The following is a 22,546-nucleotide window of genomic DNA, read 5'->3' as shown; positions in this document are numbered from 1 at the left end:
CCCGGGTGCCGGACTTCGGTTGCTCCGCTCAAGCGGCGTTTGTTTTGGGCGTGGCCGGCTCGGTGCTGGCTTTCGCCAGCGCGTCGCGAAGTTGCTGTTCCTTGGTATCGTCAAGGGATGTCTTGAGTACGGTGCCCCCTGCATCCTTGATCTCGCGCAGCACCTTGTCAGGGGTCATGTTCTTGATGAGCACGAACAGCGCGGCATTGCCGGGCTGCATGCTTGTGGAGAGTTCCTTCATGAAGGCGTCATCGAGGCCGTAGTCCGACAGCGCGCCGCCGAGCGCTCCGGACGCCGCGCCGAGGGCGACACCGAGGATGGGATTGAGGAAGATCACGCCGATCAGAAGCCCCCAGAAACTGCCTGATACGGCGCCTACGGCTGTCGTATTGACGAGCTGGTTCAGCTTGACCGGGCCGGCCTCCGTCTTCACTGCGATCACGGCATCGCTGATCGTGATCAGATATTCCTTCTGCAGCTTGAACAGACGCTGCCGTACTTCTTCGGCCTTTGCCTCGGATGGATAGATGATCGCGACTAGATCTGACATCTTGATATCCTCCCAACTCGATGATGGACATGATGTAGGCCGCACAGGATGTAGGCCGCACAGGGGGCTTCTGACGGATCAACACTCCTTCTGCTGCGCAACGCGCGACGTTGCTGCCGGCAAATCCATCGGCGGCGAGGACGATCCGGCAGAGCCGTCGATCCATCAGCGGCGAGCGGCCGGGTCGCTCGGTGGCCGTGCGGTTCGATGGACGGTAGCACAACTTGCGAGCGAACGGTTCACGCTTTGCTGATTGCTCTCATCAAACCGTGACAGGCGCTCGATAAAATAGGTTTCTAATTCGCCGAGGTTTGTCGATGCGTCGTCGGGCGCACTCCGCGATTTGTCACAAAGTTTTGTAGCGGAACACACTCTACGCAAACCTACTTCCAGGTTGTGTGATTGACTCGATACACTCTCAGGCGTAACGCTCCGTCGAAAGTCGAAAGAAGCTGTAGCGGTCGATGCGGGCCGTTTGTCAGCGTGCAATTCGTGTTGCCGAACGGCTCGACAATCCGCGAGCAGGATCGTTCGAGCCGGGTGGAGGAGTCCGATGGACTTGCCCTCGATCTCGGAACAAACAGACCGGCCATACATTTCGACGGGACATCTGCCTGAGCCTGAGATGGTGCAGAGGCTGGTCTCCGATGCGTATATGCGGTTCAGGTCGAACGGCGATGGCCAGAATTCACAAGTGTATCCGGCGCTGGCCCGGGTTCCGAGAGAACTATTCGGGGTCTGCGTCGCGGGCACCAGCGGGCGCGTCTACGAGGCCGGCGACACCGAACATAAATTCTCGATCATGAGCGTGTCGAAGCCGTTCGTGTTCGCGCTGGTTTGCGAGATGATCGGCCCCGAGGAGGCGCGCGCAAGATTGGGGGCGAATGCGACGGGCTTGCCGTTCAATTCGCTCGCCGCCATCGAACAGGGCGGTGGCCGGACCAATCCGATGGTGAATGCGGGCGCGATCGCGACCACAAGCCTCGTGCCGGGCCTGACCGCAGAAGGTCAATGGCAATTCATTCGCGACGGGCTGTCGCGTTTTGCGGGCCGCAAGCTCTCGCTCAACGAAGAGGTCTATAGCTCGGCGTCGCAGACGAACTACCGCAACCGCAGTATCGCCCGGCTGCTGCAGAGCTACGACCGCATCTATTGTGACGCCCAGCAGGCGACCGATCTCTACACCCGGCAGTGTTCGCTGAACGTGAGCGCCAGGGATCTGGCGGTGATGGGCGCGACGCTGGCGGATGGCGGCGTCAATCCCGTCAGCAAACAGCGCGTGGTCGACGCGGCCGTCTGTCACTATGCGCTGTCGGTGATGGTTACCGCGGGATTGTACGAGACTTCGGGCGACTGGCTCTATGACATCGGCCTGCCGGGCAAGAGCGGGATCGGTGGCGGTATTGTCGCGGTCTCTCCGGGCAAGGGCGGCTTTGGCACTTTTGCGCCGCCACTCGACGCGGCCGGCAACAGCGTGAAGGGACAACTGGCGGCAAAATTCCTCTCGCAGCGGCTGGGAATGGATCTGTTCGTATCGCAACCGGAAAACTGATGCAGATGCAAAGAGCGGCTTGATCGAGCCGATGGCTCGGTCGATCCGAAAACCGAGCAACTCGGGAGGACACCATGGCGACGCACTCGATGTCGATCGGAGCAATCCGGGAACAAGCGCGCGAGTCATGGGTGCCGATGATCGCGATCGCACTCGGCCAGATGATCATGTCCTTCAACGTCGCCTCGCTGCCGGTCGCGCTCGGCGGGATGGTGAAAAGCTTCGGTGTGCCGCCGACGACGGTCGCGACCGGCATCGTGGCCTATTCCATGCTGGTGGCCGGCTTCGTCATGCTGGGTGCAAAGCTTGCCCAGCGGTTCGGCGCGCTGCAGGTTTTTCGGTTCGCCGTCGTCCTGTTCTGCGCATCGCAGATATTGATGACGTTCAGCCCGACGGCGACCTTGATGATCATGGCACAGGCGCTTTGCGGCGCGGCGGGCGCTGTCATCGTGCCGTCGCTGGTGGCGCTGATCGCCGAGAACTATACCGGACGGCAACAGGCGACGGCGGTGGGCGCGCTCGGCTCCGCGCGTGCGGCCGCGGGCGTGCTTGCGTTTGTCATCGGCGGCGTGCTCGGCACCTATATCGGCTGGCGCCCGGCGTTCGGAATTCTGATTGCGGTGTCCGCCATCGTTTTCCTGTTGAGCTTCCGTCTCAAGCGCGACTACGGCCGTCCGGATGTGCATATCGATATCTTCGGTGTCGTTCTGGCGGCATCGGCGATCGTTCTCATCAGCTTCGGCTTCAACAATCTGAACGGCTGGGGCCTTGCGCTCGCGACCGCCAATGCGCCGTTCGATCTGCTCGGTCTTTCGCCGGCGCCGGTCATGATCGTTCTCGGCGTCGTGCTCGGGCAGGCATTCCTGATGTGGACACACCGGCGGCAGGCGGCGGGGAAGACGCCGCTGCTGGCGCTCGAGGTGATCGACTCGCCGGGAGAGCGCTGCGCGGTCTATGCGTTGTTTGCCGTGGTCGCGTTGGAAGCTGCGCTGAATTTCTCGGTGCCGCTCTACATCCAGATCGTGCAAGGCCGCTCGCCGCTTGCGACCGCGATTGCGATGATGCCGTTCAATCTGACGGTGTTCTTCACGGCGATGCTGATCGTCAACGTCTACGACCGGCTGACGCCGCGGCAGATCGGCCGCTACGGCTTTATCCTGTGCACGATTGGCCTGGTGTGGCTCGCCTTTGTCGTGCGTAACGACTGGAGCGAGATTCCGGTGCTGTTCGGCCTGGTTCTGTTCGGCATCGGCCAGGGTTCGCTGGTGACGCTGCTGTTCAACGTGCTGGTCACGGCCTCGCCCAAGGAACTGGCGGGCGACGTCGGGTCGTTGCGGGGCACCACGCAAAATCTTGCCGCGGCCGTCGGAACGGCGCTGGCAGGTGCGCTTCTCGTCGGCCTGCTGAGCTCGATCGCGCTGACCAGCATCGCGGCGAACCCGGTGCTGCCGAAGGAAATCCAGAGCCAGGTCGATCTCGGCAACATCACCTTCGTCAGCAACGATCGGCTGCGCAGCGTGATGGAAGGCACGACCGCCTCGCCGCAGCAGGTCGAGGAAGCCGTGCGCGTGAACACCGAGGCGCGGCTGCGCGCGCTGAAGATCGGGCTTCTGATCATGGCCGGCCTTGCGCTGCTGGCAATTATTCCGGCAGGCCGGCTACCGAACTACCTGCCGGGTGAGATTCCGAGCGATGCGCCGGGTAGCCGATTGCGAACGGGTTGATCGAATACGCGCAGACGGGGCGGGGAGAGGGGCATCCGGCAAGGAGAAGAACAATGGATGCAATTGATCGCCGCCGTGCACTGCGGACGCTTCTTTGCGGTGCTGTCACCATTGGCTTGGGCGCAAGCGTGATGCCGGACTTGGCTGACGCCATGCCGCTCGCGATGCAGAAAGATCTCGGCAAGAAGGTCGACGATTTCACGCATGAAGCTCAAGCCGTGGCTAGCCGGCCGCCGCGTCGGCCCATTCGCCATCCCCGGCGCCATCATCATCGGCGGCGGCGCCGTTGGGTCTGCTGGTGGCATCGTGGCCGTCGCCACTGTGGATGGCGGTGGCGGTGATCACTGAGTACGCGGCTGTAGCGAGGAGAATGACATGACGACATATGACAGTAGCTCGCGCATGGAGGTCAGCCTGCCTGCGCCGCCGTTCTGGATTTGTGTTCTGCTTGGGCTCGTGATGATCGGGGCCGGAATCCTGGTTCTCGGCGACATCATGCTCGTCACCCTTGTCAGCACCATCTTCATCGGCTGGGTTGCCATCATCGCGGGCGCCTTCGAGATCATCCACGCCTTCTGGACCAAGGGATGGGGAGGGTTCGTCTGGCAGGTGCTTCTCGGAATCCTGTACATGGCTTTCGGCATCGTACTGGTGGGCCAACCGGTTGCCAGCGCGCTGATCCTCACCTACGTCCTCGGCATGGTGCTGCTGATTTCGGGTTTCGTTCGCATCCTGCTCGGCATCAGCCACTGGCGAGAAGCAGGCTGGATCATGCTGCTGTCGGGCATATTCGGCGTGTTGGCCGGTCTCGTGATCCTGACGGGATTTCCGATGACGGGGTTGTGGGTCCTCGGATTCCTGCTCGGCGTCGACCTGATATCTCATGGGATCGGGTGGCTGGCCTATGCGTGGCTGCCGACGGCCAGGACAGCCAACAGCGCATAGCAGATTTCGGATTCCGGAGGGTTGGCAGGACTGGCGAACCTAATACGATTTGTCGGTTTTCGCTTCGTGCCATGCGTACGCGGAGGGAGGTTTTACATGCCCTCAAGAGAATGGTCCGGCGTCGTTAAAGTCCTGACAGTCGTTGCGGCCTTGAGCCTCCCGGTTTTGCTGCCTCTTCTCCCTGCGCAAGCCCAGCAAGGCGCGGCTGTCCTGTTTCAAAACGTACGCATCTTCGACGGCAGGAGCGACACGCTTTCAGCCTCGTCCAATGTCCTGGTGAGGGGCAACAAGATCGAGAAAATCTCGCCCGCCGGGATCACGGCAGACGCCGCGCAAACGGTCGTCATCGAGGGCGGAGGAGGCGTGCTGATGCCCGGCCTGATCGACGCGCATTGGCACGCGATGTTGATCCGCCCAACGCCGGCTGCCGCCATAGCGGGCGACGTCGGCTACAACAATCTTCTTGCGGCTGCGGAAGCGACGGACACGCTCATGCGGGGCTTCACCACTGTTCGCGACGTGGGCGGGCCGAGCTTTGGGCTCAAGCAAGCCATTGATGATGGCCTCGTCCCCGGTCCTCGCATCTACCCGTCCGGCGCCATGATCACGGTCACCAGCGGCCATGGCGACTTCCGGCAGCGTTCCGAGCTGCCAAGAACGATCGGCGGCATGCTCGCCCGCATGGAGCAGGTCGGCGGCAGTATGGTCGCGGATAGTCCCGACGAGGTCCGCGTGCGCGTGCGCGAGCAGCTCATGCAGGGGGCTTCCCAGATCAAGTTGACGGCGGGCGGCGGGGTGTCATCGCCCTTCAGTCCGATCGACGCCGTCACCTTCACCGAGCCCGAATTGCGAGCCGCGGTCGAAGCGGCCGAGAATTGGGGCACATACGTTGTCGCGCATGCCTTTACGCCGGCTGCGACCCAGCGGGCTATTGCCGCCGGCGTGAAGTGTATCGAGCACGGGTTCCTCATGGACGACGCGACCGCCAAGCTGATCGCCGAGAAGGGCGTCTGGCTGAGCTTGCAGCCGCTCCCCGAGGAGTTGAGGCAAGGCCTTTCCGAGGGCTCAGTCGAGCGAGCCAAGGCGGATGAGGTCTGGCCGGGCATAGGCAAGGCATACGAGTTTGCGAAGAAGTACAAGCTCAAGACGGCGTGGGGCACCGATGTTCTGTTCTCCCCTGCGCTGGCCCAGCGCCAAGGGGCAATTCTGGCCTCGCTTGTCCGTTGGTATACCCCCGTCGAAGCGCTCGCCATGGCGACGGGGACGAACGGCGAATTGCTGGCACTATCCGGTAAGCGCAATCCCTATCCGGGCAAGCTCGGCGTGGTCGAAGAGGGCGCGCTGGCCGACCTGCTGCTGGTAGACGGCAATCCGATCGACAACATTAAACTGATAGAGGATCCGTCCAGGAACTTTCTCGTCATCATGAAGGACGGGAAGATTCACAAGAACCTCGTCGGGAGTGACAAGGCCAAACCAGATCGGGCGTCTCGGTGAGCGCTATGTCGAGGACGAAGCGAGTTCGCGCTAGGTTCGATTGACCGCCGCCACCTTGAGATGGAACGGCAGCACCGTGACCGACATCGGCAATTGACCGATGCTTTCGCCGTCGACATCGGCGCGGACCATGCGATCGCTGTCGATGGTGATCCGCGTCGCGTGGCGCCGCGATACCTTCGGGTGCGCGAGATAACTGCCATCGCCGAGGTTGGGAACGATCTTGGTCAGGCTTTCCCAGCGACCCATCTCGCCGACCATGATCAGGTCGAGCTTGCGGTCGCCGGGGTCGGCGCCCGGCGCGAGCATCAGGCCTTCGCCCGCGCCGTCGAAACTGCACAACATCAGCGACCACATCGGCAGGTTCTGCTCGGCCTCGTCGTCGATTCTGACGCGGTACCGGCGCGGACTGTAGGTCAGCGACGTGAACGCCGTCATCAGGACGTAGCTGAGCGGGCCGAGCCGCTTCAGGAGCGGCACGCGCTGAGCACGCCAGGAAATCGTGGCGGCGGCGCCGACGATCGCGAGCACGAAGCCGTAGCGCGTCACCTGGCCGCCCGCGTAGCCTTTGGCGTCGGCGCGGAATACGTCGATGTCGCGCGTGTGGCCCATGGCGATGGCCTTGCTGGCCTCGCCGAAGGAGAGCTGGCCGAAGGAGCGGGAAAGTTCGTTCGACGTGCCGCCCGGCAGTTGCGCCAGCACGAGGTCGGGCACGATCGGCCGATCGTCCGAGATCACGCCATTCATCATCTCGCTGAAGGTGCCGTCGCCGCCGACGGAGATCAGGCGCCGGCAACCGGCATCGACCGCTTCCCGCGCCAGCTTCGTCGCGTGATTGGGCGCGCGGGTCATCGCAATGTCGTCGTCATCGATCGGGCCGAGATGCTTTTCAAGTTCGGCGCGAATCTGCAGCCAGCGCTTGCCGCAACCGCCCTTGTTCGCCATCGGATTGACGATGATCCTGGTTTTCACGGCGATCTCCGCTTGCGAAGACAATCGCGCCAGCTTGACGTCGGCGGAAGCGTGAAGCAACCGGAAAGCGAACTATTCGCAGATGCAACAAAATGCTGCGGGCGCGTCGTGGAAGCTGCGAGCTTCGAGCGGCGACACACAGAGTCTTTACAAGCAGGGGGCCTTTTATGAAAAGAACGCGATCTTCTCGGCCTGGCTCATGCGCCGAATCGGCGCCAGCGGGTCGTTGGCCGCCGTGACCGGCCTTCGCAGCATGCCGCTCGCGATGATGGTCGAGCCGAGCGACACTTCCACCGCCGGCACGGGCGCCGGTGGCACAGGCGCCGCGGCGGGCGGCGGGGGTGGTTGAACCACCTGTTGAACCGGCGGCGGCGCCGGCGCGGTGACCGGTTCGGGCGCTTTTGCGACGATCACGGGAGCGGTCGGCGCAGGCTCCGCCAGACGGGCTTGCTCGGCTGCCGCTTCGGCGATCTCGTTGTCGTTGATCGGATCAGGCGCGCCCATCTCCATCGCGATCATGTCGAGGACCGCCTCGTCCTCGGCGTCGGCGTTCTGGACAACGGCTTCTTGGACCGCGATTTCCTGGACAGCGGCTTCCTCGACAGCGGCGACCTCGGCGGCCGGCGGCGCTTCCGGTTGCGTCAGCATGGCTTCCACCGCCGCAAGCGCGGCCTCGGCGGGCGTGGCCAGCGAAGCGGATGGTGTCTCGGCAGATCGCTGTGCCGCCGGGGCCATTTCCGGTGCGGCCGGGAAGGGCGCCGTCGCTTCGGTCTCGGCAACCAGTGAGGAGCGGTCGTCGTCGCCGAATTCCACAAGCCGGCCCTGCAGGGCGGCAAAGGCCGCACGCAGCGCCGCTCTCGCCTCCTCGGAGGAGAACTGGTCGGTGCCCTTTTCGATGACGGTGACCTGCGAATCGATCAGGTCGCAGATCCGCCCGTCATTGCCGATTTCCCGCAGCCGCCAGGCGATTTCCCGCAGCACCCGCGCGCCCTTGCGGACCGGCGCCAGCCGCTGTTCCAGCGCGAGGCTGTCGAGCGCTTCCACCGCCGATTCCTCGGCTGCCTCGACCGAACTGCGGATGGCGGCGAGCGCCTCGGTCAGGCGTTCTTGCGCCGCGGCCGCCGCGGCGACGGCCTCCGCGGCCTGCTGCGCCGAAAGGCCTTCCTCCCGCTGGAGGCTTGCCTCCCGCTCAAGGGTCTCTTCCCGCTGGGCGGTGAGGCTTTGCTCGATCCGCGCCACCGCGTCCAGCACCATGCGGGTGTCGGCATTGCGGTTGCGCTTGGCGTATTCGGTCAGGAACCAGCGGCCCCGCGAAGTCTCCATGAAGGCTTCGGCGATCGCGGCATAATCCTCCTCCCTCGGCAGCGTGGCGCGTGCTGAGATCGGCGAAAGGGCAAATGCTTCGTCGGCCATGTCAAACTCTTCGCGCAAATCAGCGCGCATTGCGATAACGAAACAACACGATATTGCCCGAATCGCAATTGAATTGATGCAGAGCGAATCACAAATCCCCACAGCTTCTCAAGGTGCATCCAGGCGTTTCGCGACGCGGGTGGCGCTGTTCTACGGCACGCTGTTCGGCATGACCGGCACCCACCTGCCGTTTTTCACGGTCTGGTTGAAGGCGGTCGGGATTGACGCGTTTTGGATAGGGCTGATCACGGCCGTGCCCCCGGTGACCCGATTTACGGTGCTACCGCTGGTGACGGGCTTTGCGGAACGGCGTCAGGCCTTGCGCGGGGCCATCATCGTGACCGCCTTTGCCACCGCCCTGGGCTTTTTCATCCTGGGCACCCAGCATCTGCCGGTGCTGGTGTTCCTGATCTACGCCCTGACCTGCTGCCTGTGGACGCCCATGGTGCCGCTGACGGATGCCTATGCGTTGCGGGGAGTGAAGCGCTATGGCCTCAACTACGGACCGTTGCGGCTGTGGGGCTCAGCCGCCTTCGTCCTCGGCGCGCTGGTCTGCGGGGTGCTGCTCGACCTCATCGCCGCCCGAAACTTGATCTGGATCATCGCAGGTTCCGCCGCGCTCGGGGCGCTGGCGAGCCTCGCGCTGCAGCCGCTGGACGACACCAGGACGGTCCGCCCGGGCACCGGCAGCGCCAGCGCGTTGCTGCGCGACGGCGGCTTTATCGCTGTTATCGTGGCGTCGGCGCTGATCCAGGGCAGCCATGCCGCCTATTACATTTTCGCGTCGATTGCCTGGCAACAAGCGGGATATGACGGGCTGACGATCGCAACGCTGTGGGTCCTGGGCGTGATTGCCGAGATCGTGCTGTTTGCGCTATCGCCGCGATTCACCCTGCAGCCGTCGATGCTGGTGATGATCGCGGCCCTGAGTGCAGCCGCGCGCTGGGCGATAACGGCGCAGGACCCGCCGCTGGCTGTTCTCGCGATCGTCCAGCTCGCGCATGCGCTGAGCTTCGGGCTGACGCAGGTCGGTATCATGGGGTTGATGCTGCAGCACGTGCCCGGCCATGTGATGGCGCGCGCGCAGGGCTATCTGACCGCCTGCGGCGGCATCGTCGCCGGCCTCGCGTCGATCGCGTCAGGCACGATCTACGAGACCTGGGGCCAGGGCATCTATTACGTGATGGCTGTCATGGCCGCCCTGGGCGGACTGGTGGTCTGGCTGGCGCGGGACCGGCTCTCGCATCAGCCCCACAAGGCGGCTTCCGGCGGATAGACCAGGCTGCCATCGTAGCGCAGCCCGCCATCGCGATCGCGCGCCAGCAACAGCGGACCGTCGAGATCGACGAATCGGGCCTGTTGCGCCAGCAGCATGGCCGGCGCCATCGCCAGCGAGGACGCGACCATGCAGCCGATCATGATTTCAAAGCCGAGCGCTTGTGCGGCATCGGCCATGGCGAGCGCCTCCGTCAGCCCGCCGGTCTTGTCGAGCTTGATATTGACGGCGTCGTAGCGCGCGCGAAGGCCTTCGAGCGAGGTGCGGTCATGCACGCTTTCGTCGGCGCAGACCGCGATCGGGCGCTTGATACGCGCCAGCGCCCCATCCCGCCCGGCCGGCAGCGGCTGCTCGACCAGCGTCACGCCGGCGTTGGCGCAGGCGGCCAAATTGTATTCGAGATTGTCCGGCGTCCAGGCCTCGTTGGCATCCACGATCAATTCGGATTCCGGGGCCGCCTTGCGTACCGCCGATATCCGCGCGTCATCGTCGTCGCCGCCGAGCTTGATCTTCAAGAGCGGCCGGTGCGCGGCCTTCGCGGTGGCTGACGCCATGGCTTCCGGCGTGCCGAGCGAGATCGTGTAGGCGGTGGTGCAGGGGCGTGGCGCGGGACGGCCGAGCAGGGTCCAGACCCGCTGACCGCTGATTTTGGCTTCGAGGTCCAACAGCGCGCAATCGAGCGCGTTCCGGGCGGCGCCCGCGGGCATCGCCGCCTGCAGGGCTGTTCGGTCCAGTCCGCTGGCAAGCGGTTCCTGCATCGCGTTAAGGGCTTCAAGTGTTGCTTCCGGGGTCTCGCCATAACGGGGGTAGGGTACGCACTCGCCGCGGCCGCTCTCGCCGTCATGGCTGACGGTGGCGACAACCGTGACGGCCTCGGTCTTGGCGCCCCGGCTGATGGTGAAAGCGCCCGCGATCGGCCAGCGTTCGATGCTGACGGCAAGCTTTCGAGATAGGCTGGAAGTCATTTTAAAATCTGCAATTTTCTGAACCGCAAGCTTGCCCGCCGCTACCAACTATGGCTGGTTAGGGGCAGATTCGACAAGGCAATACGGCGTGCGGAACCCAGGCGTTTTGCATCGGTAGCGTACCGGCCTTAAGGGGTGGGAATCGTGAGCGGCAACCCGACATTGGAGCGGATAGCCAGGGGCAACGCGCTGGCGCTGTGCGCGACCGGCTCGTGGACGGCCCGCTTTGCGCCGATGCTGGAACGAATGGTCACTGAGGCCGAGAAGCTCGGCGGCACCCGGCCCAACATCTTCATCGATGTCTCGCAGGTGTCAAAACTCGACACGTTCGGCGCATGGCTGATCGAACGGCTGCGGCGAAGCCTGACCAAGGGCGGCGTCGAGACCCAGATCGCCGGGCTCTCGGCCAATTATGCGAGCCTGGTCGACGAGGTGCGCCGCGTGAAGGCCGAGCCGATCGTCGAAACCGACAGGGTGACGATCACGGGCATGCTGGAGCAGATCGGCCGCAGCGTGGCCGGCGTCGGCGGCACCTTGATCGGGCTGATCGAGATGCTGGGCGCGGTGCTCGCCGCAGCCGGCCATGTCCTCATTCGCCCGCGCGGCTTCCGCCTGACCTCGACTGTCCATCATCTAGAGCAGGTGTGCTGGCGCGCGGTGCCGATCGTGGTGCTGATCACATTCCTGATCGGCTGCATCATCTCGCAGCAGGGCATTTTCCATTTCCGCAAATTCGGCGCCGACATCTTCGTGGTCGACATGCTGGGCGTGCTGGTGCTCCGCGAAATCGGCGTGCTGCTGGTGGCGATCATGGTGGCGGGGCGCTCGGGCTCGGCCTACACCGCCGAACTCGGCTCGATGAAGATGCGCGAGGAGATCGACGCGCTGCGCACCATGGGTTTTGACCCGATCGAGGTCCTGATCCTGCCGCGGATGCTGGCGCTGGTGCTGGCGCTGCCGATCCTGGCGTTTCTGGGCGCGATGGCAGCCCTTTACGGCGGCGGGCTGGTGGCGTGGCTTTACGGCGGCGTCGAGCCCGAAGCGTTCCTGCTGCGGCTGCGCGACGCCATCTCGATCGACCACTTCATCGTCGGCATCATCAAGGCGCCGGTGATGGCGGCCGTTATCGGCATCGTCGCCTGTGTCGAGGGACTGGCCGTGCAGGGCAGCGCCGAGTCGCTCGGCCAGCACACGACATCCTCGGTGGTGAAGGGAATCTTCTTCGTGATCGTGATGGACGGCGTGTTCGCCATCTTCTTCGCATCGATCGGAATGTGACCATGGCGGGCGAAATTTCCGACGCCATCATCCGGGTTCGCGACATCACCGTGCAGTTCGGCAAGACGCGCGTGCTCGACGGGCTCAACCTCGACGTCAAGCGCGGCGAGATTTTGGGATTTGTCGGTCCCTCGGGCGCCGGAAAATCGGTGCTGACGCGGACCATTATTGGCCTGGTGCCGAAGGTCGCCGGACGTATCGAAGTGTTCGGCGTCGACCTTGATGCAGCGAGTGCAGCGGAGCGCCGCGGCGTCGAGCGCCGCTGGGGCATCCTGTTTCAGCAAGGCGCGCTGTTCTCCTCGCTCACGGTGCGGCAGAACATCCAGTTTCCGGTGCGCGAATATCTCAAGGTCTCGCAGCGGCTGCTCGACGAGATCATGGTGGCCAAGCTCGGCATGGTCGGCCTGCGGCCCGAGGTCGCCGACCGCTATCCGTCCGAACTCTCCGGCGGCATGATCAAGCGCGTGGCGCTGGCGCGCGCGCTCGCGCTCGATCCCGAACTGGTGTTCCTGGACGAGCCCACTTCCGGCCTCGATCCGATCGGCGCCGGGGATTTTGACGAGCTGGTGCGCACCCTGCAGCGTACTTTGGGCCTGACGGTTTTCATGGTAACCCATGATCTCGACAGCCTTTATACGGCCTGCGACCGCATCGCGGTTTTAGGGAACGGTAAGATCATTGCAGCAGGATCGATTGCCGACATGCAGGCCTCGCTGCATCCCTGGCTGAGGCAATATTTTCACGGCAAGCGCGCTCGCGCGGTCATAGGCTAGAGCACGATCACGAAGCGGGCACCGGTTTTTGATGAGATCATGCTCAAACAAGCGATAAATGACAGGTCTGATCGGCGAAGCTGAACAGACCCAGGTTCCGGAGTACCTTGAGTTATGGAAACGCGGGCGAATTACGTCCTGATCGGGGCCTTCACGCTGGCGGTGATCGCCGCCGCGTTCGGCTTCGTGCTGTGGTTTCAGAGCCTGCATACCACCAAGCAGCGCAGTCCGATCCGCATCGTGTTCGAAGGCCCGGCGTCCGGCCTGCGCAACGGTGGTAGTGTCAACTTTAACGGTATCCGGATAGGGGAGGTTGTGTCGGTCAAGCTCGACAACCCGCGGCGGGTGGTCGCACTGGCGATGGTTGAGAACAACGCCCCGATCCGCAAGGACACGCTCGTCGGCCTCGAATTCCAGGGACTGACCGGCGTCGCGGCGATCTCGCTGAAGGGCGGCGAGGAAAACGCGGCTGCCGTGCCGCTCGACGAGGACGGCGTTCCGATGCTGACAGCCGATCCGAGCGCGCTGCAGGACGTGACGGAGTCCATCCGCGCCACGCTGCAGAACGTCAACCGGATCGTTGCCGACAACCAGGAATCCGTGAAGAACTCGCTGCGGAATCTCGAAACCTTCACGGCCGCACTCGCGCGCAACTCCGAGAAGATCGACAACGTCATGCTTCGGGTCGATGGCGTGATGGGCAAGGCCGACAGTCTGATGCTCGGGCTGAACACCGTCGCGGGCGGCGCCGCCGGCGGCGAATTGAATTTAATGGTGAAGTCGATCCGCGAACTCGCCGAGGATTTCGACAAGCGGTCCGGCGCGCTGATGGCCGACGGCCGCCGCACCCTTTCCGACATCAGCCGCGCCGTGAACAATTTCGACCGCAACCCGACCCGGGTGATCTTCGGCGGAAGCAACAACTCCGCGCCGGCGGCGGAGGCGGCACCACCCAGACCGGCGCCCGCGGCGAACGCGGCTAGGCCGGCGCCGAGCGGACAGAAGCGGCAGTAGGGGTGGGGCGGCATCGCGCTGAACGAAGAATATACCTAAACAAGGATGGCAAGGTGCCGGAGACCAAAATGGTCTGGGATTTCGAACGTTCCATAGGAAGCGGCACGGAAAGCAAAAATGCTCAGCGACAAGGCTCCCTACATTGTGACGATTGTGGTGGCTGGCCTGACTTGGGCCGCGACGCATCTGGCTGATCGGTTGCTGAGCACCCCTATAGTAAAATACAGCGTTCAACGGATCGCCACCAAAGACAGTCAAACCATATATCTTACCTTCAAGAACATAACGCGTGATAAAACCTTCAAGCAGTTGCAATTGATCCTGACCGCTCCATCAGATGGCGTTATCACGACAGGCGCTGTTATACCGGTTCAGCCAGCCTCAGAAGGGGACCAGCCATATCAGGTCGCGGGCCGGACTTTCGCCTTCACGTTCCCAGAATTCCAACCCGGGTGGCAGATAGAAATATCGGCTGACTATACTGGCTCTAAAGAGCCGAGCTTGCGACTGTCATCGCCGGACCAGACCGTTTACGCCATCAAGCCAAGTATCGAAACTATTATCGTCGAATATCACATTCAGATTCTGGCCGCTTTGGCCATTTTCTGGATTGTTGCATTGCTAGTAATATGGGTTATCGCGGCGAGAAGAAAACCGGTGGTTCGCTATGACTAAACATCTCGCGATGATTATTTTTGGAATGACGTGCGGCTTAACCCCCAGCTTTGCGGATACGTTGACTGTCACGGTTCTAAACGAAAGCAATAAGGGCATTCGGAGCCGGGTCGTCTACAAATCCGGCCCGTCGCCAGCCGTGCTCGGTGATACAGACGAGAACGGCGCTCTTACGAAGGAATATTCGTGCAAGTCGGGCGAAGTACTCGCTGCAAGGCCCTTCGACAAGGGATCTTATTTTGAGTCCACAGATGAGCCGTGTCAATCGAAGGTGACTTTGCGCGTCTTGAGTCGCCAAACTCCAAAAGGCTTCGCGATCAACTATAGAATAGAAAAGATCAACCTGCCGGATGGATCTCCTGCACTCATTACCTACAAGGGATTTATAAGTACCAAAACTGCTGCAATCCCGAATAGCGCGGGCTGCGCCGTCGATGTTAGCTCTTCGGTGCAGCAACAATTATACAAAATCGCGGGCTCCGAATGGACACTTGTGACCCGCAACGAAATAGACCCATCATCCCTATTTACCGGGTTAGATAGCTCGGCCAAGTCTGTTTTTCTTCCCTTCGGATGTGGCGAGTCAAGTTCTCGTGTCGAGATGCTCAATGCCGACGCAGCTGGAAATTTGTCTCGATATTTGGCTACCGGAAACCTGTCCGTTCCAAACTCGATTCAATCGCTTGGTCTCCGATATTAGCAAGTGTGGCCCGAGCGGACAGAGGCGGCAATAGGGGGCGCACGCAGCAAGCGTATCCCGGATGAGCGAAGCAACATCCGGGGTGTGCACTCTGATTGTCGCTACAGCGCCTCATCAAAGAAGTGCGTCGCAACTGGAAATTGTTCACTCGCGAGAATTACGTCTGCCATGATGGGCTTCCCTATAACCACGACGCAGTTATGCGGACGGAAATGAACAAGTCGGTGTCAACCTGTTTCGCCATCCACGCCATCAGCGTCGCGGATGGACTGGGCCTCGTGACATTGCTGATGATGTTGGTGTCGAGGAGATAGCGCGTCGCAAGTCGATCTTGCGTCCGGTTTCACGCGATCGGGCGAGATCGAGATCGGCCCCGACCAGCGGCGAGCGGCGCAACGCGGCGAGGATGCCGCCCTTCCTCGGCGGTTCGCCCGCGAGGGTCCGGCTGACAGCCTTCCGAATCCGCGCGGCTTCGGGATCGTCTTCCGCAAGCCGCTTTGCCAGCGACCGGATCAGGTCGCGGTCGGCATCAAGGCCGAGAACCTCAAATCGAGCCATGCCGCGCTTGACCAGCTGGGTCCGATAATTCCGGAGCGCTCTCTTCTGTGCGGTATTATCCATCGAGTGCGCCCGGTTTCCAGCTATATCCAGAAATTGGATCGACCGCTAGTTGCGGGTTTCGCAGGTCTGCGAGGCCGCCTGAGCGCAGCCCGACGGGCAAAAACCGGCGTGCGCGTCCTCGCGATTTTTCGCAACGACTTCAAGGTGATTTGCCCAGTCCAGTCCCGCTCGCGAAAATAATCCGCTTTGGCGCGACCCCAAATCAGTTCTAGAAATCCCGCCATCCTGTCCCGGGAAGAGGGGCGTTGGCCATCGTCACGAACGTTGGGGCAGGTTGCGGTGGACGCGGCAGCGTCGGGCGCGCAATCCTGATCGCAGGGCGGGTCTTCCGTGAGCGATCACAGCGCGCAGACGACTGATGCAGTCGCGTACGGCAAAACCGTGTGGTCCTGGCACCCGTTGCTGGTGTCAAGTCGGCGGAGGTTTGCGAAGCCCAACCGGGATTTCGATAAACCGTTAATTCGCTGGCGACGGTGACAAGACGAATTCGTCGCCGGGGAGAGCACGGCATAAGCCGTAAGGCCATTGCGCAGGGAACGTCGGGATGCTCCGTCTGTACCTGTATGCTCGTGTGCACTTTTCTTTTTACACTTCGCACGCGAGACCGCGGGTGCAGCAAGCACCCGGCGTTCCCTGCGCCCTCTGATCGGGGCGAAACGTTCCCAGCACAACCCGGGCATCGAGCCGCGGGATCGCGAACACGTATCTGAAATTGAGCGCCGTCATTTGCGAGCGAAGCGAAGCAATCCATGTCGCCACGTAAAGGAAGAATGGATTGCTTCGCTTCGCTCGCAATGACGGTCCCAACGAATTGGCTCGTCTGCAAAACAAAACGGAGGCCGCCGTTTCCATTCGCCATTCGCTATTCGCCGTTTACCCTAGCCGCCCCGCCGCGTGCGCGAGCAGGGTGTAGACCAGCCCCGTTTCCGAGGTGAGGTGGCCGCGCAGCGCCTGCGGTCCGCGATCCTCGCGCGCGACTTCGTCGAGGAGCCGTTCGAACTCGGCGATATAGCGGTCGACCGTCTGCTTGAAGCCGCGGTCGGCGCGGTATTTGCGCGCGACTTCGTCGAACGCCTTCTGGCCGGCCGGCGTGTAGAGCCGTTTGGTGAACGCCTTGCTCTCGCCGCGCTGGTAGCGGTCCCACATTTCGGAGGCGAGGTTGCGATCCATCAGCCGGCCGATGTCGAGCGACAGCGACTCCAGCGGATTGGCGGGGGTCTGCGGCGGGCGGCCACGCGGCGCTTCGCGTCCGCCACCGCCGGCGTTATCGGTGCGGTGGAGCAGGTCGGACAGCCATCCGTCGCCGCGTCCAGCATCCTGGCTTGCCGGCGAGACCGGCGGGGCTTCGGCGCGGCGCGCGGCGGGCATACCCAGATCCGGCGGCGGCAGCGTCGATGCGCTGCCGGCGTCGCGCATGCGCACCTCGTTGCGGCCGCCGGAGGCGGCTGCCATCGCGACGGGCTCTTCCTGGCGCTGCACGCTGGCACGACCGGAGGTCACGACGTCGAGGCCGCGGCCATGATGGGCGACGATCCGGTTGAGCTCGGCGAGCGCCTCGATCTGGTCGACGATCACCTTGCGCATCTGCGCGGTGTTGTCGGCGGCCTCCTGCGGCATCTCGAGCACGCCGCGGCGCAGCTCGTTGCGGGTTGCCTCGAGCTCGTTATGCATCTCGGCCGCCATCTGCTTCATGGACTGCACCATCGCACCGAACTTCTCGGTCGACTCCTTGAACATCGCATCCGTCTCATGGTTGCTCTGCTGGTACAGGTCGTTCATCGCATTGAGGGTCTGCTGCCGCTCGTTTTCGGCCGCGGTGCGCACCGCTTCGAACTGGCGGCTGATCGCAGCCGATCCGGCGCCCGCGGTTTCCGCGACCACGCGCGCGATATCGCGGGCGCGCTCTTCGGCCGCGGCGAGCGATTCGTCGAGCAGACCGGTGAAACGCGACAGCCGCTGGTCGAGGTCGGTGGTGCGCAGGTCGATGGTGGTCACCAGCGATTCAAGCTGCGACTTGCGGTCGGCGACCGAGGTCGAGGTGGTACGGTTGGCCTGTTCGACCACGCCGGCTGCGTCGACCAGCTCCTTGCCGTGCTTCTCGAACTCGCTCGACAGCGCGCCGAGATCCTCCAACGCCTTCGTGGTCTTGCTGTTGAAGACGGTGAGCTGGTCTTCCAGGGTCTGCGTGGCGATGCCATTGCGGGCGGTGACGTCGTTCATGGCGGACACGAAGTCGGCCACGCGGGTCACCAGCGCGCGCTCCAGCGAGTTGAGATTGTCGTGGGCGCCGGTCAGCACTTCCTGCAGCAGGATGTTGCCTTCACGCAGCCGTTCGAACAGCGCCACCGTGTCGGTGCGCAGGATCTTGCTGGTCTCCTGCATTTCGGTGACGGCGGCGATCGAAACCTGACGCGACTGGTCGATGGCCGAACGCGAGGACTGCTCGAGGTCCTTCAGCGACTTGGCCACCGCGCCGGTGGCGAGGTCGCCTGCGGACGTGATCGTGCGCGCGACTTCCGAACCGTGGGTCGACATCGATTGCGAGAAGGCCTGGCCGCGGCTCTCGATCGATTTCAACGCGTCGGCGGTGACGCGGTCGATGTCGGTCGTCAGTTGCGTGGTCCTGGTGGAGAGCGCCTCGACCAGCGAACCGCGGCGGCTGTCGACGATCTGCGCCAGACGGTCGGTCTGCTGCTGAACGTAGGTGACGATTTCGTCGGTCTTGCCGGTCATCGTCGAGCCGAAATTGCTGCTCGCGGCGAGCACCGAACGCTCGATATCGGCGGAGGTCGATTTGACCTTGGTGCTGACTTCGTTCGTTGCGGCGACCAGCGCGCTCTGCGCGTTCTGCGCTGATGTCTGGATGGTGTCGGTGGTGCTGGCGGTGACGACGCCGAGCGAACGCTCCATATCGGCGGCGATCGCCTTGATCTGGTTCGCGGCGTCGGCGGAGGTCGCGGAAAACGAGCTCTGGGCTTCGCGCGCGGTGCCAAGGATGGAGGCGGCGGTATCGGCGCCGACCGCGGTCAGCGTGCGTTCGACATCGATCGCCAGCGACTTGACGTGGTTGGCGGCTTCGGTCGACGCCGTGATCAGCGTGTTCTGCGCTTCGCGCGCGCCCGTCGTGATCGACTCGGCGGTGGCATTGCCGGCCATCGAGAGCGAACGCTCCACGTCGGCGGCGAGCGACTTGACCTGGCTCGATGCTTCGGCAGACGCATTCATGAGGGTGCTCTGGGCCTCGCGGGCGCCCGCCGTGATCGCCTCGGCGGTCGTCGTTCCGGCGATCGAGAGCGAACGCTGAACGTCGGCTGCGAGCGACTTGACCTGAGTGGCGGCTTCCGTAGACGCAGCGACCAGCGTGCTCTGGGCTTCGCGTGCGCCGGCGGTGACGGCCTCGGCGGTCGCCGTTCCTGCGATCGACAGCGAACGCTCGACGTCGGCGGCGAGCGACTTGACGTGGCTTGCCGCGTCCGCGGATGCGGTCACCAGCGTGGTCTGCGCCTCGCGCGCCCCTGACAGGACGGAGGCGGCCGTGGCGTCGCCTGCGGCCGAGAGCGTGCGCTCGACGTCGGCGGCGAGAGACTTGATCTGCGAAGCTGCCTCGGAGGAGGCCGACACCAGCGTGGTCTGGGCATCCTGGGCGCTGGTGAGGATCGAAGTGGCCGCGCCGGTGCCGACGGCGGTGAGGGCGGCTTCGACCTCGGCCGAGGTCAGTTTGAGTTGTGCGCCGACATCGGAGGAAACCGTCAGCAGCGCCTGCTGCGCGGTGCGCGCGCCGGTCTGGATGGTCTCTGCGGTGTTGACGACGAGATTTGTCAGCGAACGCTCGGCGTCCTCGACATGCGACTTGATGCCGGAGGACAGCATTTCGGCGCGCGACATCAGGTCTTCGCTGGCCTGGCGGCCGCTGCTTTCGATCCGGCCGGCCACGGCCTCGATGCGCGAACCGAGCAGATCCTCGAATTGCGCCACGCGGGTGTCGATGTCGCCGGCGATGGCGCCGACCCGCGTCTCCATGCCACTGGCGAGGTCACCGACCCGGGTCTCGATGCCGCTGGCGATGCCGCCGACCCGCGTCTCGAGTCCACTGGCGATGTCGCCAACTCGCGTCTCAATGCCCTGATGAATTTCCTGGAACCGCGCCTGGATGGTGTCGGTCAGATAGGCGCTGCGGCCGTCGAGGGTTTCGGTGACGTTGGCAATACGATGGTCGACCGCTGCAATCGCCTGCGCGGTGCCCTCGGTCAGCGAAGAGGTGAGGAGGGTAAGCCGCTGGTCAATCGACTGGATCGCCTGCGCCGCGCCGTCGGTCAGCGAGCCCGTCAGGGTGCTGAGGCGGTTGTCGATGGTCTCGGTGACAGACTTGGCGCGGGTGTCGAACGTCGTCTCCAGTGATTGCAGACGGCCGTCGACGGTCTCATCGAACCATTTGAGTTTGTTTTCGAGCGACGTATCGAGGTTGCTGACGCGGGTGCCGAGCGTGGTTTCGAACTGCAGCAGGCGCTGATCGAGGGAGGCGGTGATCTCGCCGCTGTTCGCAACCAGGCGAGTGTCGAAAGTGTCGACGTAATTCTTCAGGCTGTCGCTGATCTCCTGGGTCCGCGCGCCCATGCGCTCGACGATCTCGCCGCCGAAGGTTTTGACGGTGCGATCGAACTCGGAGATGTGGCGCGTGATCAGCGCGCCGAGCGTGCCGCTGTCGCGGGCGAATTTTTCAGCAAGTTCGCTGCCCTGGTTCTTCACCAGTTCGTCATAGGCGCTCATCTGCAGTGCGAGGCTGTCGTGCGCGTTTTCGGTCTGGCTGATCACCTTGGCGACCAGCGTGTTCACGGTCACGTCGAGCGCGTCGCTGGCCTTGTCGCCGGAGGTGAGGATGCGGCTCGCGAGGCGGTTGCCGGCATCGTCGATCTTGCTGACGAGATCGCCTGAGCGCAGTTCGAGTTCGAGCAGCAGGGAGTCGGAGGAATTCTTCAGGGAGTCGTGGACCTGCTCGGTGCGGTCGGAGATGCCGTCGACGATGGTCGAGGAACGCTGCTCGAATTCGCCGGTGATGCGGTCGATACGTTCGTTCAGCATCTCGTGGACGCGATCGGCGAGATCGACGAACTCGTCGTGGACGTGGCCGGTCTTGAAGTTGAGGCTGGTGGTCAGCCGCTCGGAGGCGTCGAGCACGGCGCGCGTGGTCTCGGCGCTGGCTTCTTCCAGGCGGTCGAGCAGGTCGCCGCCGCGCTCGCCGAGCGCGAGGATCATGTTGTCGCCGGCATGGCTGAGCGCGCTCGTGATGTGCTGGCCGCGCTCTTCCAGCGCGCCGGTGATGCTTTTGGCGACCTCGTCGACACGCGAGGCGATCGCGTCCGAGATCAGCGCGATGTCGTGGCGCAGGTCGATCTGAACGCCGGAAATGGCGCTGCGAACCTGCTCGGCCTGGCCGACCAGGTTGTCGCGCTGATGGGCGATGTCCTGCAGCAGCGCGCGGATCCGCACCTCGTTGTCGGAATAGGCGCGCTCGAGGGCTGCGACTTCATTGGCGACGAGTGTTTCCAGTTCGCCGGCGCGCGCGATCGCGCGCTCGACGCCGTCGCCCATCGCGGCGACTTCGCGTCGAATCGCTTGCCCGACGGTCACCATCGAATCGGCGGCGGCTCCCTCGGGCTCGGAGAAGCGGATCGCGACCTGCGCCATCGATTGCGCGATCATCCGCATTTCCTGGCCACGCCAGGCGAGGCTGGCGAGGAAATAGAACAACAGCACCGGCGCAAAGAACAACGCGGCAAGGCCGGCGAGCACCAGCACGCCGCCGCTCTGTCCGATCGCCGCCTGCAGCGCGGGCAGGAAGCTCACGGTCAGCAGGCCGCAACCGATCACCCAGACGCCGCCAAACACGGAGGCAAGCGTGTAGACGCTGCGGGCAGGTTGGTTCTTCTGGATCGCCTGCAGGATCTGTCCGATGGTTTCGCGATCGTCATTGGCGGCACGGCGGGGGCTGCGCGGCTCTTCGATCGGATCGAACACCTGTCGCTCCGCGCTTCCGCGCGTGTCGAACGGCGTTTCGGAATAGGCGGGCGCGGCGGGCATGGAAGGCGGCGGGAGTTCGCCGCCGAGCGAATTTCGGCTGCTGTCGACGGTCGTATCGCTGATGTTGAGCGCTTCCTGAATGGCGGAGAGCGCGACTTCAGTGGGATCTTTGACCTTCTTGGGATTGTTCGCCATGTTCAGTCTGAGCCCTCTTAACTATTACGCATCCGGCCGTTCTTGCAAAAAATGCCCCCGCAAGCTCGAAGCCGGATTCATAACCCCCAGCGGACCGCAAGCGTGCCCGCCGGCAGCTTGTCCGCTACATCCGCAAACATCCTATTGGTTGAGCGATACGAATGAAATGGCCGCGATTAAGACATTGTTAATCATCGTTAACAGCTTTGTTCCTTAAGGCCTTAAGGATACACAGATTTCTGGAACCGAATCGTCGATCGCGACAGATTGGTGTCTAAAATAAGGCGAAGATGTGTTCAGTTCGGAGAACGTTCCGTTAACCGGTGCCGTGATTGGCTGTTGAAAATGGCCTCTCCGAATCGCTGCGGCGAGGCGATC

At 63.5% G+C, this 22,546-nt stretch carries 16 protein-coding genes and 2 pseudogenes; 11 read left to right on the top strand and 7 right to left on the bottom strand.

Annotation, left to right across the window (positions count from 1 at the left end; translation table 11 throughout):
* Positions 1 to 28: 28 nt before the first annotated feature.
* Complete coding sequence (locus IVB05_RS31130; protein WP_247779851.1) at positions 29 to 550, bottom strand: DUF1269 domain-containing protein; 522 nt, start codon at positions 548 to 550, stop codon at positions 29 to 31.
* 553 nt (positions 551 to 1,103) lie between these two features.
* Here IVB05_RS31130 and glsA point away from each other — a divergent pair.
* The 5 genes from glsA (at position 1,104) to IVB05_RS31105 (ending at position 6,268) form a co-directional block, all read left to right on the top strand.
* The gene (glsA, locus tag IVB05_RS31125; protein ID WP_247779850.1) at positions 1,104 to 2,102 is read left to right on the top strand and encodes a glutaminase A; all 999 of its coding nucleotides are present in this window, start codon (positions 1,104 to 1,106) and stop codon (positions 2,100 to 2,102) included.
* 74 nt (positions 2,103 to 2,176) lie between these two features.
* The gene (locus tag IVB05_RS31120) at positions 2,177 to 3,826 is read left to right on the top strand and encodes an MFS transporter (protein ID WP_247779849.1); all 1,650 of its coding nucleotides are present in this window, start codon (positions 2,177 to 2,179) and stop codon (positions 3,824 to 3,826) included.
* Between the two features lie 204 nt (positions 3,827 to 4,030).
* Entirely contained in the window at positions 4,031 to 4,174 is a 144-nt protein-coding gene (locus IVB05_RS31115) for a hypothetical protein (RefSeq protein WP_247779848.1), read from the top strand.
* 27 nt (positions 4,175 to 4,201) lie between these two features.
* A complete protein-coding gene (locus tag IVB05_RS31110) occupies positions 4,202 to 4,771 on the top strand; it encodes an HdeD family acid-resistance protein (protein WP_247779847.1) in 570 nt (189 codons plus the stop codon).
* A gap of 96 nt (positions 4,772 to 4,867) precedes the next feature.
* Entirely contained in the window at positions 4,868 to 6,268 is a 1,401-nt protein-coding gene (locus tag IVB05_RS31105) for an amidohydrolase family protein (RefSeq protein ID WP_247779846.1), read from the top strand.
* Positions 6,269 to 6,298: 30 nt separating this feature from the next.
* Here IVB05_RS31105 and IVB05_RS31100 read toward each other — a convergent pair whose 3' ends face one another.
* Together IVB05_RS31100 and IVB05_RS31095 are read right to left on the bottom strand one after the other, a co-directional pair.
* On the bottom strand, positions 6,299 to 7,240 hold the full coding sequence (locus tag IVB05_RS31100; protein WP_247779845.1) for a diacylglycerol kinase family protein: 942 nt from the start codon (positions 7,238 to 7,240) through the stop codon (positions 6,299 to 6,301).
* Between the two features lie 165 nt (positions 7,241 to 7,405).
* The gene (locus IVB05_RS31095) at positions 7,406 to 8,653 is read right to left on the bottom strand and encodes a hypothetical protein (protein ID WP_247779844.1); all 1,248 of its coding nucleotides are present in this window, start codon (positions 8,651 to 8,653) and stop codon (positions 7,406 to 7,408) included.
* Between the two features lie 76 nt (positions 8,654 to 8,729).
* Here IVB05_RS31095 and IVB05_RS31090 point away from each other — a divergent pair, with 76 nt between their 5' ends.
* Complete coding sequence (locus IVB05_RS31090) at positions 8,730 to 9,929, top strand: MFS transporter (protein ID WP_247779843.1); 1,200 nt, start codon at positions 8,730 to 8,732, stop codon at positions 9,927 to 9,929.
* On the opposite strand, the gene dgcA is transcribed toward IVB05_RS31090, so the two are convergent.
* A complete protein-coding gene (dgcA, locus tag IVB05_RS31085) occupies positions 9,899 to 10,894 on the bottom strand; it encodes an N-acetyl-D-Glu racemase DgcA (protein WP_247779842.1) in 996 nt (331 codons plus the stop codon). The genes IVB05_RS31090 and dgcA overlap by 31 nt on opposite strands.
* 144 nt (positions 10,895 to 11,038) lie before the next feature.
* On the opposite strand from dgcA, the gene IVB05_RS31080 reads away from it, so the two are divergent.
* From IVB05_RS31080 to IVB05_RS31060, 5 genes are all read left to right on the top strand, one after another.
* Entirely contained in the window at positions 11,039 to 12,172 is a 1,134-nt protein-coding gene (locus IVB05_RS31080; RefSeq protein WP_247779841.1) for an ABC transporter permease, read from the top strand.
* A 2-nt stretch (positions 12,173 to 12,174) separates the two neighbouring features.
* On the top strand, positions 12,175 to 12,945 hold the full coding sequence (locus tag IVB05_RS31075; RefSeq protein WP_247779840.1) for an ABC transporter ATP-binding protein: 771 nt from the start codon (positions 12,175 to 12,177) through the stop codon (positions 12,943 to 12,945).
* 114 nt (positions 12,946 to 13,059) lie between these two features.
* A complete protein-coding gene (locus IVB05_RS31070; protein ID WP_247779839.1) occupies positions 13,060 to 13,959 on the top strand; it encodes an MlaD family protein in 900 nt (299 codons plus the stop codon).
* A gap of 117 nt (positions 13,960 to 14,076) precedes the next feature.
* Positions 14,077 to 14,634 carry a hypothetical protein gene (locus IVB05_RS31065; protein WP_247779838.1) on the top strand — a complete coding sequence of 186 codons (558 nt, stop codon included), beginning with the start codon at positions 14,077 to 14,079 and terminating at the stop codon, positions 14,632 to 14,634.
* A complete protein-coding gene (locus IVB05_RS31060) occupies positions 14,627 to 15,334 on the top strand; it encodes a hypothetical protein (protein WP_247779837.1) in 708 nt (235 codons plus the stop codon). The genes IVB05_RS31065 and IVB05_RS31060 overlap by 8 nt, the downstream gene beginning before the upstream one ends.
* A 208-nt stretch (positions 15,335 to 15,542) precedes the next feature.
* Here IVB05_RS31060 and IVB05_RS31055 read toward each other — a convergent pair.
* From IVB05_RS31055 to IVB05_RS31045, 3 genes and pseudogenes are all read right to left on the bottom strand, one after another.
* Positions 15,543 to 15,629, bottom strand: a pseudogene (locus tag IVB05_RS31055) (VapC toxin family PIN domain ribonuclease); the annotation flags it as partial.
* A gap of 26 nt (positions 15,630 to 15,655) precedes the next feature.
* Positions 15,656 to 15,955, bottom strand: a pseudogene (locus tag IVB05_RS31050) (hypothetical protein); the annotation flags it as partial.
* Positions 15,956 to 16,828: 873 nt separating this feature from the next.
* Positions 16,829 to 22,168: a negative regulator of septation ring formation gene (locus IVB05_RS31045; RefSeq protein ID WP_247779836.1), complete on the bottom strand. Its 5,340-nt coding sequence runs from the start codon at positions 22,166 to 22,168 to the stop codon at positions 16,829 to 16,831.
* Positions 22,169 to 22,546: the final 378 nt, after the last annotated feature.

The sequence above is a fragment of the Bradyrhizobium sp. 170 genome, from assembly GCF_023101085.1.
Lineage (GTDB): Bacteria > Pseudomonadota > Alphaproteobacteria > Rhizobiales > Xanthobacteraceae > Bradyrhizobium.
This window is presented reverse-complemented; position numbering and strand designations above follow the sequence as displayed.

What these genes read in the sequence shown, in the direction of transcription:
- IVB05_RS31115 (WP_247779848.1), top strand. Translation starts at nt 4,031, where the DNA reads ATGAAGCTCAAGCCGTGGCTAGCCGGCCGCCGCGTCGGCCCATTCGCC.
- IVB05_RS31060 (WP_247779837.1), top strand. Translation starts at nt 14,627, where the DNA reads ATGACTAAACATCTCGCGATGATTATTTTTGGAATGACGTGCGGCTTA.
- IVB05_RS31120 (WP_247779849.1), top strand. Translation starts at nt 2,177, where the DNA reads ATGGCGACGCACTCGATGTCGATCGGAGCAATCCGGGAACAAGCGCGC.
- IVB05_RS31075 (WP_247779840.1), top strand. Translation starts at nt 12,175, where the DNA reads ATGGCGGGCGAAATTTCCGACGCCATCATCCGGGTTCGCGACATCACC.
- IVB05_RS31095 (WP_247779844.1), bottom strand. Translation starts at nt 8,653, where the DNA reads ATGGCCGACGAAGCATTTGCCCTTTCGCCGATCTCAGCACGCGCCACG.
- dgcA (WP_247779842.1), bottom strand. Translation starts at nt 10,894, where the DNA reads ATGACTTCCAGCCTATCTCGAAAGCTTGCCGTCAGCATCGAACGCTGG.
- IVB05_RS31130 (WP_247779851.1), bottom strand. Translation starts at nt 550, where the DNA reads ATGTCAGATCTAGTCGCGATCATCTATCCATCCGAGGCAAAGGCCGAA.
- IVB05_RS31045 (WP_247779836.1), bottom strand. Translation starts at nt 22,168, where the DNA reads ATGGCGAACAATCCCAAGAAGGTCAAAGATCCCACTGAAGTCGCGCTC.
- glsA (WP_247779850.1), top strand. Translation starts at nt 1,104, where the DNA reads ATGGACTTGCCCTCGATCTCGGAACAAACAGACCGGCCATACATTTCG.
- IVB05_RS31090 (WP_247779843.1), top strand. Translation starts at nt 8,730, where the DNA reads ATGCAGAGCGAATCACAAATCCCCACAGCTTCTCAAGGTGCATCCAGG.
- IVB05_RS31105 (WP_247779846.1), top strand. Translation starts at nt 4,868, where the DNA reads ATGCCCTCAAGAGAATGGTCCGGCGTCGTTAAAGTCCTGACAGTCGTT.
- IVB05_RS31070 (WP_247779839.1), top strand. Translation starts at nt 13,060, where the DNA reads ATGGAAACGCGGGCGAATTACGTCCTGATCGGGGCCTTCACGCTGGCG.
- IVB05_RS31110 (WP_247779847.1), top strand. Translation starts at nt 4,202, where the DNA reads ATGACGACATATGACAGTAGCTCGCGCATGGAGGTCAGCCTGCCTGCG.
- IVB05_RS31065 (WP_247779838.1), top strand. Translation starts at nt 14,077, where the DNA reads ATGCTCAGCGACAAGGCTCCCTACATTGTGACGATTGTGGTGGCTGGC.